Below are 14,406 nucleotides of genomic sequence, written 5' to 3' on the forward strand. Positions count from 1 at the left end.
AACAATAACGACACTCAGAAAAACAGATACTTAATATCCTTTAGGGAGGATCCAATGACCAAGACACCCATGGCACGCAGCCTTGTCAGAATCGCATCCGCTGCCATCTGCACCTTTGCAATCGGTGCAAACTCGGCCTTCGCGGCGGACGCGGTAAAGTTGCGTATTTCAACCCCGGCTGTTGAATCCGACTGGCATGCCAAGATGCTGACCGTCTTCAAGGACGAGCTCGCAAAAACTGCACCGGGCGAATTCGATATTGAAATCCATCTGAATGCCAGCCTGTTCAAACAGGGCACCGAGCCCGCAGCGATGCAGCGCGGCAACCTCGATATGGCGATGATTTCGGCACAGGATATTGCCAAACAGATCCCGCAATGGTCGGTTTTCACCGCCGGTTATCTGATCCGTGACCCGGAACATCAGAAAAAAGTTTTCAACAGCGACATCGGCCAGAAATTCTACCAGATGGTCGCCGATGACATGAATATCGAGATTCTCGATGTTGGTTATCTTGGCACCCGTGAACTGAACCTTGCCAATGACAAGAAAATCACCACCCCGGCCGACCTTGATGGCGTAAAGCTGCGCATGCCGGGTTCCGATGCATGGCTGTTCCTGGGCAATGCCCTTGGTGCCGATGCAACCCCGTTGGCATTTGGCGAAGTTTACACCGGCCTTCAGACCGGCACCATTGATGGCCAGGACAACCCGCTTCCGACCGTCAAGGCGGTTAAATTCTATGAAGTCACCAAACAGATCGTTCTGACCGACCACCTTGTTGATGCGATCTTCCTGTCGATGGCAAAAAGCACCTATGACGATTTGACGGCTGAGCAGCAGAAAAAGGTCAAGGATGCCGCCGCTGTTGCGACCGCATATAACAACAAGATGCGCATCGAAGACGAAAAGTCGCTGATCGATTTCTTCAAGAACGAAGGTCTTTCGATTTATGCGCCTGACGTTGCGGCATTCCGCACCAAGGTTCAGAACGCCTATCTTGAAAGCGAATTCGCCAAAGACTGGCCGGAAGGCATCGTCGAGCAGATCAACGCGGTGAAGTGATCAACTCGTGCGTGATCTGAGCAGACCCTTCAAAAAAGGTGCCGAATTCATCGCGGTGGCATTGTTCATCGCGATGTTCGGTACCTTTCTTTTACAGATTTTTGCGCGCTATGTTCTCAATAGCCCGCTTGGGTGGACGGTCGAAATCTGCATCATCCTTTATATCTGGCTGGTGTTCTGGACGTCTGCTTTCCTGCTGCGCGAACATGACCATGTGTCGTTCAATATGCTGTTTCTGGCAGCCCCGGTACGGGGACGACGGGTTATGGCCATTCTTGGTCTTGGATGCATTGCCGCGGCCTTTATCGCCGGGTTCCCGGTGATTGTGGATTACGTGATGTTCATGCGGATCGAAAAGGCCCCGGTTACGCGTATTACCCTTGATTACGTTTATGCAATTTTCCCTGTCTTTATCGTCGCGCTGATTATCCGCAGCCTGATTTCCCTGTGGCGTCTGATGCGCAGCAAAACCAGTGACCGGGAAATTGCGGCAATCGCGGGCGAACTGACACAACCGGACCTGTCGCCTTCTGATCTGGTTGTGGCAAAGGAGCCCAAGGCATGAGTATGGCTTTCTTGATCAGTCTTGGCGGTTTCCTGCTGCTGGGTGCCATCGGAATGCCGATTGCAATCGCGGCTTTTGCGGCGTCCATCGGCTATATGTTCATTTCCGGACAGGATGTCGGACTGGTCGCCGAACAGGCCCTGAATGGTCTGTTTAACAGTTATGTTTTGTTGGCCGTTCCGCTTTTTATTCTTGCTGCCAATTTCATGAATGCGGGCACGATCAGTGACCGGTTGCTGACATTCTGTATTGCGATTGTCGGGCGTTTTCGCGGCGGGCTTGCCCATGTCAATGTGCTGGCCAGTGTGATCTTTTCGGGCATGTCGGGATCGGCAATTGCCGATGCGGCGGGTATTGGTCGTGTGATCATTGATCTGATGACGCGCAATAACCGCTATCCGGGCGGTTATGCTGCTGCTTTGACGGCGGCATCAAGTGTCATTGGCCCGATCATTCCGCCCTCAATCCCGATGATCCTCTATGCCCTGATCTCGGGAACATCTATCGGTTATCTGTTTTTGGCCGGTATCGTGCCAGGGCTGTTTCTGGCACTGGTTCTGATGGTCCTGAATGTCGTGATTGCGCGCAAACGTGATTTCAAACGCGATGACGTTGTACCGTTGCGCGAAATTCCCAGTGTCACGATGCGGGCCTTTCCGGCCTTGATGTTGCCGGTGATCCTGCTTTACGGGATCTATGGCGGCATCACCACCCCGACCGAGGCGGCTGCGATTGCCGCTGTTTACGCGCTTATTCTGGCGGCACTGTTTTATCGGTCGGTCAGCTGGAAGGATTTCTATCTTCTGGTGCTGGACGGGGCAAAGTCGACCTCGGTCGTTGGTTTGATCATCGCATCGGCACTGGTTCTGAACTATCTGGTGGCAAGTGAAAACCTGCCGGCACTGGTCGCTGATGAACTTGCGGCAACCAACATGTCACCGCTGGTCTTCATGCTGGTGATCAATCTGATCATTCTGGTGTTGGGATGTCTGTTTGATGCCACGACATTGCTGTTGATCGTGGTGCCCCTGTTCCTGCCGACTGCGGAACTTCTGGGTATTGATCTGGTTTATTTCGGTGTCGTAATAACGATTAATATCATGATCGGTCTGATCACGCCGCCCTATGGCATTTTGCTGTTTGTTCTGAACGGTGTGACCGGCATTCCGTTGCGCGATATCATTCGTGAAATATGGGTGTTTGTCGCGGCATTGATCGGCGCATTGGCGGTGCTGGTATTGATCCCAGACATGGTTTTGTGGCTGCCGCGCCTGTTTGGATATAGTGGCTAGACCAAAGCTTGAATATTGCTAGTGATCATAAAAAACCCCTCCGCCAGTTTAACCGGCGGAGGGGTTTTACTTTGCGGACAAAGGACCTAGCCAGCACGCACGCGGGCGACAAATCCGTTTGCCTCCTCCTGAAGACGCTGGGCCTTGGTCAACAGTTCCTCGGCCGTATTGCGCGCATCACCCGACAGGGTTTGGACCGCTTCGGCCGATCGCGATACTTCGTTCATATTGTCCGAAACATCACGAACGCCGCGCGCAGCTTCTTCGGAGCCATTGGCGATTTCTGCGGTGGCAGAGCCCTGCTGACGCATGGCAGCCGCAATCGAACTTGAAATGCTGTCGACCTCGCCAATCGTGCTGGCGATGGCCGAAATCATTTCAACAGCCGACGCGCTGACCGTGCGCATTTCATCGATCTGGCGGCTGATATCTTCGGTCGCACGCTGGGTCTGGGTGGCAAGGTTTTTGACCTCGTTGGCAACCACGGCAAAGCCCTTGCCGGCGTCACCCGCACGGGCGGCCTCGATGGTGGCATTAAGGGCCAGAAGGTTGGTCTGATCGGCAATCGTGTTGATCAGATCAATGACCTCGCCAATTTTCTGGGCCGTATCGGAAAGTTGCCGCACGGTGATATCCGAACGGCGGGCCTCTTCGACGGCCGAACGTGAAACTTCCTCGGCTTTGCCAACCTGGCGCTCGATTTCGGCAATTGAAGCCGACAGTTCTTCGGTGGCCGACGAGACCGAGCTGACATTGGCCGATGCGTTATGGGATGCTGTGCTGACATCGGTTGCCCGCACAACGTTTTCACCGGCATTTGAAGCCATATGATCGACCGCGTTTCGCATTTCGGTGATCTGGGTCAGAAGGTCGGTGACAAGCCCGTTGACCGAGCTTTCAAATCCGTTTGCCATTTCCAGAAGTGCCGCACGGCGTTGCTGTTCGGCGCGTTCTTCGTTGGCTTTGTTCTGCGCACGCAGTTCTTCGGCCTCAAGCGCGTTTTCGCGGAATGTTTCAACGGCACGTGCCATGGCGGCGATTTCATCGCTGCCCTTATCCGCAACCGGGGTGCGCAGATCGCCATTGGTCAGGCGATCCATCGCCGTGTTCAAACCAATCAACCGCGCAAGCAGGTTACGCTGAACATAAAGCCAGACAATCAGGATCGAAATAATGATCGCAGCCGCGGCAACAATCAGCATGACAGTTTCGGCAACCGAAATGGTCTTGCTGACACCGGCATTGGCGACATCAATCTTGTTGCGCATTTCGCCAAGCAGCTGATCGGCGGTTTCACCGATGCCATTGGCAATGGTGGTCGTCTGGTCAAGCAGTTCGGCTAGGACATCCTGTTGTTCAAGCGCACTTTGGCGCAGCGAAAACAGATTGCGCGCATTGTTCGGATCAAGTCCGGCGGACAGAATCTTAAAGCTTTCTTCCGAACGCGCCTTAAGGTCATCAACCGGAATTTCGGCGATGCTGGCACCCATCTGGGTAATGACCGGATTGGACCAGAACTTGACGCGATCCAGTCCGTCAATATCGGATGCGGAACTTGCGATACGGGCCAGGTCCGGAATTTTGAGTGCCAGGGCGCGAAGCTCGGACATGTTCTGGGCGGTCATCGCATCTTCATCAATCAACTGATCAAGAAGATCAAAAATCTCGCCTTCCTTGTCGACTTTGCCGACCAGACCATAAAGTTCGCCGGCATTGTTGGTCAGGGTCATATTGGCATTGGTCGACAGTTCGCGCGAACTGACTTCAATGGCGTTTGCCGCGCGGATCACTTCGTCAAGCAATGCGTCAAGTGCGTCGCGATTGGTAAAGACAACCCCCATTGTCTCTTCCAGGCGGCGGATATTGACGATCATTTGCCCGGTCTGTTCAGAGAATTGTTGCAGGATCACATTATTGACGCCAAGCGCGGCCAGATCTGCAATGTGATCATTCATCTGATTTTCGACCGCTTCAAGTGATGCGGTGGCTGCAACAACCTCGTCATGGCTGGTGGCACTGGCAACAGCACGGGCAATCTGAATGATTGCGTCACTGCTGACATACAGTTCCTGTCCACTGACAAGGGCCGGAATCGCCTCGGCGGTGACGACCCGCTGTTGGGATTCAGTTATTCGAAAAGAAAAAACCGCCAGTGCGGCGGCACAAACAGCAAGTAAGGCAATGGGGACAATCGCCGCCATTAACCTACCCCGCAAACCAACTTTGCCGGTCATGATATTCCCACTCATGGATTGTTTTGATTTATATGAGCCAAGCGCCATCTAAGGCAGGTGACCTGGCTCTGACGGTTATTTCCGTCTGCGGGAATATTATTGAATCAAAGTCAGATGCGGTCTAGTGGTGTTTGTGTTGCAAAATTGCGAAATTGTTATTGTTCGAGAAATTTTTGAACGCTTTTGAGTATAACTTCCCGGCTTGATGCTTGCGTAACCGGTTCTGCTCCGGGGCGTTCAATCATGATAACCGGCAGGCCCATTTTGCGGGCAGCTTCGATCTTGGCAAAGGTCGCATTGCCGCCGCTGTTCTTGCAAACAATCACATCTATCTGATGGCGTTCAAGAAGTTCGGTTTCGCTTTCGATGCTGAACGGACCACGCGCAAACAACCATTCCCCGTATGCCAGATCAAACGGATCACGCGGGGCATCAACGGTGCGCACCAGTAGCCAGGTTTTTTCAAGCCCTTCGAACGCATGCAGATTTTTTGCGCCACTGGCAATCAGGGCCCTGGTGCCGTGGTTGGGCAGGATACGGGCAGCTTCCGCGATGGAACGAACCTGAACCCAGTTGTCTTTCGGTGTTTTTTCCCAGCCCGGTCGATAGTACTGAATACATGGCATGGCAACGGCGTGACAGGCTTGGGAAATATTGCCCGAAATTTCGGTCGCATAAGGATGGGTGGCATCAATCACCAGATCAATCTGTTCGCTTTTGACATAGGAAATGATGCCTTCCGGGCCGCCAAACCCGCCAATACGAACAGGAATTCCGTCAGGAAGACTTGGTGCGCTGGTGCGTCCGGCCAGTGACAGCTGTAAACGGATGTCACGACCAAATTCATGCATCAGGTCTTCGGCAATGCGATTGGCGTCCCCGGTGCCCCCGAAAATAAGGATATGTTTCGGACGTTTGGCAGGGCGGGAAAGCGACATGGGCATAGACCTTATTCGTTCTTGGTTGATCAGACGGGCGATCAGTTGGCTTGGACTGGCCTGAAAGGTTCGAAATCGCCGACACCGTGGCGGGCAATGATGGTGCCGCTGCGATCCGTGACGACAATCTCGATTGCACCGGCCCCGTCCAGTGTGGCACGGGCCGATTCACAGGCCTGACGCGCAATGGTGTCTTCAATCCTAACGCCTGCGGCCTGACAAAGTTCCAGAACCTGTTTGGCGGTATTTGCATTGCGGGTCTGGTCTTGCAGTTCCGCATCCCCGCCTGACAGGGCAACGGTCTGCGCAAGTTTGTCAAAATCGACCTCGGACCGGCTGCTATGAAGGTCAAGGTGGCCTTGGGCGAGTTTGACCAGTTTGGCAAATCCACCGGCAATGCTGACAAAGGCCACCGGATTCTTGCGCAGATATTTCAACATGCCACCAACAAAGTCGCCCATATCCATGATCGCTTCTTCGGGCAGGTCATAAAATGCCCGGATGGCCGCCTCGGATGTTTTGCCGGTGGCCCCGGCAACGTGAATACGTCCGGTGGCGCGCGCCACATCAATGCCGCGATGGATTGAATGGATCCATGCCGAACAGCTAAACGGGATCACCACCCCGGTTGTCCCCAGAACCGATAGACCGCCGACAATTCCCAATCGGCCATTCCATGTCTTGGTGGCAATTTCTGCCCCGCCGGGGATCGAAATTTCAATTTCAACATCGGGTTTTGCCCCGAATGTTTCGCAAAGCTCGGTGATCTGGGCGATCATCATCTCCCTTGGCTTGGGATTGATGGCGGCTTCGCCCGGTGGCAGGGGCAGGCCAGGCTTGGTGATGGTGCCAACCCCGTCCCCGGCATGAAAGGTAATGCCGTTTCCAGGCTTGCCGTGGCGTACGGTTGCAATGATTTCAGCACCATGGGTGACATCGGGATCGTCGCCTGCATCCTTGATCACGCTTGCCCGTGCCCAACCATCGCCGGTCTCGGCCTTGATCAGTTCAAAGGACGGTGTTTCGCCGCGTGGCAGGGTGATGGTAACCGGATCGGGAAAGTCCCCGGACAGCAGCGCCTGCCAGGCCGCACGGGTGGCGGCGGTGGCACATGCCCCCGTTGTCCATCCCTTGCGCAGCGGTCCGTCCGGTTTTCTGGCCATTGCTGGATTTTTTCCTGTCACTCTGGCGGCGGTTCCCGTTATTGATGACCTGTGATCTGGTCATCGCGGGACGTCTGATTAAACATAAATATTTGTGTTGTTATAATAATAATACGACAAAATATCGGAAATATGTTGGACGTATCGTTTGATTGCTGTTTAACATATCCTCTTGAAACGGTCCTGCACAGATGGACCGATATTCACGCAATAGAAGTAGTACGGAATGACGACTCTTGGTCTTGATTTTCCGGTTTTTGAACCGGGTTGGGTATGGCTGGTTGGTGCGGGCCCGGGTGATCCCGGTTTGCTGACGCTTCATGCGGTCAATGCCATGCAACAGGCCGATGTCGTTGTTTATGATGCCCTTGTCGATGACCGGATTTTGAACCTGCTGCGCGCCGATGCCCAACGGGTCTATGCTGGCAAACGCGGTGGTCGTCCGTCATCGAAACAGACCGATATTTCCCTGCAACTGGTGGAACTGGCCAAACAGGGTTTGCGTGTTTTGCGCCTTAAGGGCGGCGATCCGTTCGTATTTGGCCGTGGTGGCGAAGAAGGCCTGACACTGGTCGAACATAATGTACCGTTCCGTGTTGTGCCGGGGATTACCGCCGGGATTGCCGGGGCGGCCTATGCCGGGATTCCGACCACCCATCGCGATTGCAATGCGTCGGTAACCTTTGTCACCGGCCACGGATCAAGTGGCGATGTGCCAGACAACATCAACTGGGCTGCCCTTGCCAAGGGCGCGCCGGTACTGGTGATGTATATGGCAATGAAACATCTGCGCCGGATTTCCGATGAATTGATGGCGAATGGCCGATCCGGGGATGAACCCCTTGCCGTGATCAGTCAGGCGACGACACCTCATCAGGGCATCCTGATTACCACGCTGGAAAAGGCCGCCGATGATGTGGAGCGCGAAGGCGTCGAACCGCCTGCGGTCTGCATTCTGGGCAAGGTCGTCGGATTGCGTGATCGCCTTAACTGGTTGTCTCCGCAAGACAATGTGACGTCCGTGCGCCATGTGCCGTTTGAACAGGTTCTGGACCTGATTTCAACACCGTCTGATCCCCTTAAGGACTAGGTTCTGGCGTAGCGCGGCGGGTCCGTATCCCGGTTTAAAATCCCTCCAATGAATTGATTTATATCGTTGTCGGTCGGGCGTGTGCTTGTCACAATCGCGTCAATTGATTTGACCCGGATGGATCATGGACGAGCAACAGGTACTGATCCGCATCCTAGAAAGCGGTTGGGCACAATGTGCCGAAATTCTGCGCGACGATGGCGGGGTGATTTTATCTGCCCTGATCGCAGGCCTCGTTGGCAGTGTGACCCATTGTGTCGGCATGTGCGGACCCTTTGTGATTTCACAGGTCACCAGCCGCATGGAACAGCTTCCGCTTGAAAAAATGAGTGAACTGCGCCGTCTGACCGGCGCGGCTTTATTGCCCTATCAGTTCGGGCGGTTGACGACTTATTGCCTGCTCGGAATTCTGGCCGGGTTCTTTGCCGACGGCATTACGGCCCTGACCAGCATCTGGTGGATCGGACCGGTGTTGCTGGTGCTTGCGGGTGTGTTTTTCCTGATTTTCGGGATTATGGGATTGCTGCCGCATCTGGGGGGCTTGTTGCCGGTATCGGGCGAAACGCGGTGGTGGAACCGCCTGTTCGGGAACTGGTTGCGTCCGCTTTTTGCCGCCCCGTTTGGTCTGCGCGGTTACGGGCTTGGCATCATGCTGGGCTTTATCCCCTGCGGGCTGGTCTATGGGGCGCTGGTACTGGCCGCTGCAACCGGCGAAGCCATCAACGGCGGTGTGGTGATGGTTGTTTTCGGGCTTGGCACGGTGCCGATGCTGTTTGTCACCGGCTTCATCGGTCAATATGCTGCCCAGCGTTTCCGGGGGCTTATGGTGCCGGTCGGGCGGGGGCTTATGATTGTAAACGGCTTGATCCTGTTTGCGCTGGCGGCCAAGGCTGTTGTTTGAAAACGATCAGAAGCCGGAAAATGGAAAGTCGCCTGATTACAGGTTGTTGGCCCTTGGTGTGAGCTTTCCCACAGCCGCCACCCTTGCAGGATTGATCTGGGCATTTATAGTGCCCGAACAGTTTGGAACGCTTTAAAAGCGGACAATGATAAAAGAGGTAGGACGCGTGAGCAAAAAGTCGCTTCTGGCAATTCTGGCGATTGCACTGGTTCTGGGCATCGGCCTGACCTATCGCCTGATGATGATGGGCACCGAAACCCAGTCATCAGGAGCAGCTGCAATCGGCGGTCCGTTCGAGCTCGTCAATCAGGACGGCAAGACCGTGACCGAAAAAGACTTCGCCGGAAAATATATGCTGATCTATTTCGGCTATACCTATTGCCCGGACGTCTGCCCCACCGAATTGCAGGTCATGGGCGATGCGCTTGATTTGATGCCGGCCGATCTTGCCAATGAAGTGACTCCGGTCTTTTTCACGGTTGATCCGCAGCGCGATACGGTCGAAGGCATGAAGGCCTATGTCCCCAACTTCCATGAACGTATGGTCGGCCTGACCGGTACGGTGGCCCAGACCACGGCGGCGGCAAAAACCTTCCGCGTTTATTACGCAAAATCCATCCCCGAAGGCGAACCGGAAAACACCGATGCCTATCTGATGGATCATTCCTCGTTTGTTTATCTGATGGATCGCAACGGTCAGTTCATCCGTCATTTCAATTACGGCACCACGCCCGAAGACATGGCCAAGGGTGTCAGCGAAGCGGTGAAAAAGAACGGCTGATCACGCGCCCGGGATGATATGATCGGTGGACGGATGGCGTTCTTGTCGTCAGTATCGCCCACCGATTCCATCCGCCCCGGAGAACCCGTTAAATGTCCCGTGATCTTGCAGAACCCGTACCGGGCATTCTGATTGCTGCCCCGTCCTCAAACAGTGGCAAGACCGTCATCACGCTTGCCTTGTTGCGCGCATTGACGCGGCGTGGACAGGCCGTTGCGGCCGCCAAAACCGGCCCGGACTATATCGACCCTGCCTTTCAGGCCGCGGCGTGTCGGGCCAGTTGCATCAATCTTGATCCCTGGGCGATGAGCCCGGCGCAAATCGCGTCCCTTGCCGCCAATCATGCTGCGGACAAGGCATTTCTGATGTGCGAAGGCGTGATGGGGCTGTTTGACGGTGCGGCAAACGGGGATGGTTCGACCGCCGATCTTGCCGCACAGACCGGCTGGCCGGTTGTTCTTGTGGTGGATGTAAAGGGGCAGTCGGCCTCTGCCGCGGCGGTGATTTCCGGCTTTGCCAATTTCCGCAAGGATATCAATGTTGCGGCGGTGATCCTTAATCGGGTCGGAAGCCCCGGCCATGCCAAAATGATCAAGGATGCCTGTGCAAAACATCTGCCTGATCTTCCGGTGATCGGTGCTGTGCGCCGGTCTGACGAGCTGACCTTGCCCGAACGCCATCTTGGTCTGGTGCAGGCCGGGGAACATCCCGAACTGGATGCGTTTCTCGATCGTGCGGCCGATATCATCGCCGAGGATGTTGATCTTGATTCTCTGATCGGGCTTGCTGATTGTACCAATGAGGCGGCCGAAAGCACGGCCAAACAGGCTACGGCAATTGCGCCACTGGGACAAAAGATTGCCGTTGCCCGTGATCAGGCATTTGCGTTCAGTTATCCGCATATTCTTGATGGTTGGCGCCAGGCAGGGGCGGAAATCACGTTCTTTTCGCCCCTGGCGAACGAGGCCCCGGACCCGGACTGCGATGCAATCTATCTCCCCGGCGGTTATCCAGAATTGCATGCTGCAACGCTGGCGGCTGCCGATCGTTTCAAGGCCGCAATGCGTGATGCGGCTGCCCGCGATGTGATGATTTACGGCGAATGCGGGGGCTATATGGCACTTGGCAATGATCTGATTGACGCCAGTGGGGCACGTCACGAAATGTTGGGTCTGTTGCCGCTGTCAACCAGCTTTGCCGCCCGTCGTCTTCATCTTGGCTATCGTGAAGCCCGGATGGGTATTCCGACACCGTTCGGACCGGCCGGTATGAAATTGCGCGGGCATGAATTCCATTATGCGACCACGCTGTCAGAAGACGGATTGCCGCTGTGTCGGATGACGACGGCACTGGGAACTGATCTGGGCCCGGCGGGGCTGGTGCAGGGATCCGTGTTCGGGTCGTTCTTTCACATGATCGCGCAGAGTTGAACAATTGTGCCTGTGGCCCAAGGTCGCTTAAAAGATCGCGGTGTATTACACTAGGATCACAAAAAAACAGACCGCCCGCTTGAGAGAGAAAATGACCAACAGCAACTCCGCCGGAATTCCCGACCAGCGATTCTGGGAAACCAAGAAACTTGCTGAAATGACGCAGGAAGAATGGGAATCCGTCTGTGACGGGTGCGGGAAATGCTGTTTGCACAAGTTGCAGGACGAAGATGACGACTTCGTCTATTACACCTCGGTGGCCTGCCGGTTGCTTGATTGCAAAACCTGCCAATGCATGGATTACCCCAATCGGACCAAACACGTTCCCGATTGTGTGCAGCTTTCCAAGGAAAATGTCGAAACTCTTGGCTGGATGCCGTCGACCTGCGCCTATCGGTTATTGGCCGAAGGCAAAAGCCTGCCGGACTGGCATCCATTGGTAACCGGAAATCCTCAATCCACCTTCCTGGCAGGGATGTCGGTAAGCGGCATGGTGATCCCCGAAGACGATGCACATCCTGATCTTACCCGCTATATCGTCAAATGGCCCGCCTGACCTGAGCGGGAATGCCAAGTTGGCGATTTCAGGGTGAATCGTTGATTCGAAACGCGTTTTAGCATCCTTAGATGTTCTAAAAACTGATCCCTTACGCATTCAAAGATTATCGCATGACCTGCCTCGTGTTGTTTTTGTGACCCAATGCACGGTTGTTCGCCGGTGTCGGGACCGTGCTGTAATGTCCTGTGATCAATCACTGATTTGGTCAGCTACCATGACCTACCTGAAGGTGGTGGTTCTATCTTCCCGGTTTTGACCGGGCGGGAATTGGAATTATTGGTTGAACTATTCCAAAGTATATGTATTTTGGGGATCAAATCTGCCGAGCTTGAACGATTGATCATGACAGCCCGTCAAAGAAAATTTGGTGTAGATGACTAATAGTCATCCATGGGCTGTGAACCTTTCGGGATTTGATCCGTATAACGGTTTGGCAGATTTATATAATAAAAGCGTTATTAACGGTTTAAGCGATGTGGATGTAAGTTGGCGCTTGGATGAAAAGGCGTCACCAACTTCGTGTAATACGTCCAGAAATAAACGAATTTCCAGATTGTCGCTGCCTTTAACGAAGTGGGATTTCTTGTTGCGTCAGATCAATACGCAATGGGTTTTTTATCATTATGCTATCCTAAAGTATCGGTTCGAATTGCGCGATACTGCAAGATAGGATGAACTGGGCTCAGTGGTGAGCAGATCGGAAGGGTATTGAAGTGGGATTTGGTATCTTCAGGAATGACAAGCATGCGCAGGGCGAAGCACAGGTTGCAGCTGCGCTGGGTCGTTCAATGGCGCGCATCGAGTTTGATGTGAAAGGGAATATTCTTTGGGCCAATGACAATTTTCAGAAAGTCATGGGCTATTCGCTTGATGAAGTTGTTGGCAAACATCACTCGATGTTTGTCCCTGAAGAAATCATTCACTCGGCCGAGTATCAGGGTTTCTGGAAGAAACTTGGCGCGGGCGAATTCGTCGCCGGGGCATTTCCGCGTAAACGCAAGAATGGCGAACTGCTGTGGCTGGAATCGACCTATAACCCGGTCTTTGACGACAATGGCAAACTGATCAAGGTTGTCAAATTCGCAAGCGACATCACCACGCGCCGCAATGAACGTGCATTGTTGCAAAGTGTGTTCGAAGCCATCAGTGCGTCGCAGGCGGTGATCGAGTTTGATCTCGAAGGCAAGATTCTGAACGCCAATGCCAACTTCCTGGCGGTGCTGGGCTATAGTCTTGATGAAATCAAAGGTAAACATCACTCGATGTTTGTCGATGCCAAATACCGCAACTCATCCGAATACCGGACGTTCTGGCAGACCCTTAATCAGGGTAAATTCCAGGCTGGTCAGTACAAACGCGTCGGCAAAGGTGGCAAGGAAATCTGGATCGAGGCAACCTATAACCCGGTGCTGGATGCGGTTGGCAATCCGATCAAGGTGATCAAGTTCGCGACCGATATTACCGAACAGACAAAGCTTCTGCTTAATCTTAAACAGATGATTGACGGTAACTTTGCCGAGATCGAAGGCAATATCGCCAATCTGAATGATCGCACGGCAAACGGTGTCAATGTTTCGGGTAGCGCACTCGAACTGACCAAATCCGTTGCTGTCAGTGCGGAACAGATGGCCGCATCGATTGCGGAAATCTCGCACAGCATGACCCAGTCGCAGACCGAAACCGAACGCGCCTATGATCAGACTGAAACTGCCAATCAGATGACCCGGCGTATGACGGGTGTGGTTGATGAGATGGGCAGCATTGTTGAAGCCATTCAGAACATTGCAGGTCAGATCAACTTGCTGGCACTCAATGCGACGATTGAAAGTGCGCGCGCTGGCGAAGCTGGCAAGGGTTTTGCCGTGGTTGCCAACGAGGTCAAAAACCTTGCCAATCAGGCCGCCCGTGCAACCGAGGAAATTTCAAAGGAAATCAACGGTATTCAGGAGATTTCGAACGAAGTAGCCGAGGCCCTTGAGGTGATCCGGGGATCGGTGGAAACGGTCCGCAACGACGTGACCAACATTTCGTCGGCCGTTGTGCAACAAACAGCCGTGACCGAACATGTCAGCGCCAATATGCGCGATATGGCACGTACCGTCGATGATCTCAGCCGTGATCTGCAAGTGATCCGGCACTCAAGTGACGATGTTGCTGCATCGGTTTTGAAAACCCGCCAGGCTGCCGAAGTTCTGGCTCGTTAGGTTTAAAAGAAACCTTTAAATCAAAAGCTTATCAAAGGCAGGGCGCACAAGCCCTGCCTTTTGCAGTTCTGTGACAAATTGCAGCCATTAAAGGCGGCAAATTCGGAACGACTTGCTTTGGGCGACGCAACGTCGCAAAAATAGCCGCCTGAATTCGGCAGGCTGTGTGAAAACCCCGGACAGG

Annotated in this window: 12 protein-coding genes; 9 read left to right on the plus strand and 3 right to left on the minus strand. The window is 54.0% G+C overall.

Translation table 11 applies throughout. The features are described from left to right. The first annotated feature begins 54 nt into the window (after positions 1 to 54). From TH19_RS01450 to TH19_RS01460, 3 genes are read left to right on the plus strand one after another with little or no spacing between them, the layout of a single operon-like run. Positions 55 to 1,065 (plus strand): sialic acid TRAP transporter substrate-binding protein SiaP, encoded by a 1,011-nt coding sequence (locus TH19_RS01450; protein WP_114100531.1) that lies wholly within the window; start codon positions 55 to 57, stop codon positions 1,063 to 1,065. Positions 1,066 to 1,072: 7 nt separating this feature from the next. Continuing rightward, positions 1,073 to 1,630 carry a TRAP transporter small permease gene (locus TH19_RS01455; protein WP_114100532.1) on the plus strand — a complete coding sequence of 186 codons (558 nt, stop codon included), beginning with the start codon at positions 1,073 to 1,075 and terminating at the stop codon, positions 1,628 to 1,630. Next, the gene (locus tag TH19_RS01460) at positions 1,627 to 2,922 is read left to right on the plus strand and encodes a TRAP transporter large permease (protein WP_114100533.1); all 1,296 of its coding nucleotides are present in this window, start codon (positions 1,627 to 1,629) and stop codon (positions 2,920 to 2,922) included. Before TH19_RS01455 ends, TH19_RS01460 begins: the two co-directional genes overlap by 4 nt. An 86-nt stretch (positions 2,923 to 3,008) precedes the next feature. Here TH19_RS01460 and TH19_RS01465 read toward each other — a convergent pair whose 3' ends face one another. From TH19_RS01465 to TH19_RS01475, 3 genes are all read right to left on the minus strand, one after another. Beyond that, positions 3,009 to 5,123: a methyl-accepting chemotaxis protein gene (locus TH19_RS01465; protein WP_181846264.1), complete on the minus strand. Its 2,115-nt coding sequence runs from the start codon at positions 5,121 to 5,123 to the stop codon at positions 3,009 to 3,011. Positions 5,124 to 5,311: 188 nt separating this feature from the next. Further along, complete coding sequence (locus TH19_RS01470; protein ID WP_114100767.1) at positions 5,312 to 6,094, minus strand: cobalt-precorrin-6A reductase; 783 nt, start codon at positions 6,092 to 6,094, stop codon at positions 5,312 to 5,314. Positions 6,095 to 6,135: 41 nt separating this feature from the next. Further along, complete coding sequence (locus TH19_RS01475; RefSeq protein WP_114100535.1) at positions 6,136 to 7,257, minus strand: cobalt-precorrin-5B (C(1))-methyltransferase; 1,122 nt, start codon at positions 7,255 to 7,257, stop codon at positions 6,136 to 6,138. Positions 7,258 to 7,483: 226 nt separating this feature from the next. Here TH19_RS01475 and cobA point away from each other — a divergent pair, with 226 nt between their 5' ends. The 6 genes from cobA (at position 7,484) to TH19_RS01505 (ending at position 14,222) form a co-directional block, all read left to right on the plus strand. Then, complete coding sequence (gene cobA, locus TH19_RS01480) at positions 7,484 to 8,347, plus strand: uroporphyrinogen-III C-methyltransferase (protein ID WP_114100536.1); 864 nt, start codon at positions 7,484 to 7,486, stop codon at positions 8,345 to 8,347. 124 nt (positions 8,348 to 8,471) lie between these two features. Next, complete coding sequence (locus tag TH19_RS01485) at positions 8,472 to 9,248, plus strand: sulfite exporter TauE/SafE family protein (RefSeq protein ID WP_114100537.1); 777 nt, start codon at positions 8,472 to 8,474, stop codon at positions 9,246 to 9,248. A 166-nt stretch (positions 9,249 to 9,414) separates the two neighbouring features. Next, positions 9,415 to 10,029 carry an SCO family protein gene (locus TH19_RS01490; protein WP_114100538.1) on the plus strand — a complete coding sequence of 205 codons (615 nt, stop codon included), beginning with the start codon at positions 9,415 to 9,417 and terminating at the stop codon, positions 10,027 to 10,029. Between the two features lie 92 nt (positions 10,030 to 10,121). Further along, entirely contained in the window at positions 10,122 to 11,459 is a 1,338-nt protein-coding gene (locus TH19_RS01495; RefSeq protein ID WP_114100539.1) for a cobyrinic acid a,c-diamide synthase CobB, read from the plus strand. Between the two features lie 91 nt (positions 11,460 to 11,550). Further along, positions 11,551 to 12,015, plus strand: a complete 465-nt coding sequence (locus tag TH19_RS01500) for a YcgN family cysteine cluster protein (protein WP_114100540.1) — start codon at positions 11,551 to 11,553, stop codon at positions 12,013 to 12,015. A 716-nt stretch (positions 12,016 to 12,731) separates the two neighbouring features. After that, complete coding sequence (locus tag TH19_RS01505; protein WP_114100541.1) at positions 12,732 to 14,222, plus strand: methyl-accepting chemotaxis protein; 1,491 nt, start codon at positions 12,732 to 12,734, stop codon at positions 14,220 to 14,222. Positions 14,223 to 14,406 lie beyond the last annotated feature (184 nt).

The organism is Thalassospira profundimaris (assembly GCF_003326675.1).
Classification (GTDB): Bacteria; Pseudomonadota; Alphaproteobacteria; order Rhodospirillales; family Thalassospiraceae; genus Thalassospira; species Thalassospira aquimaris.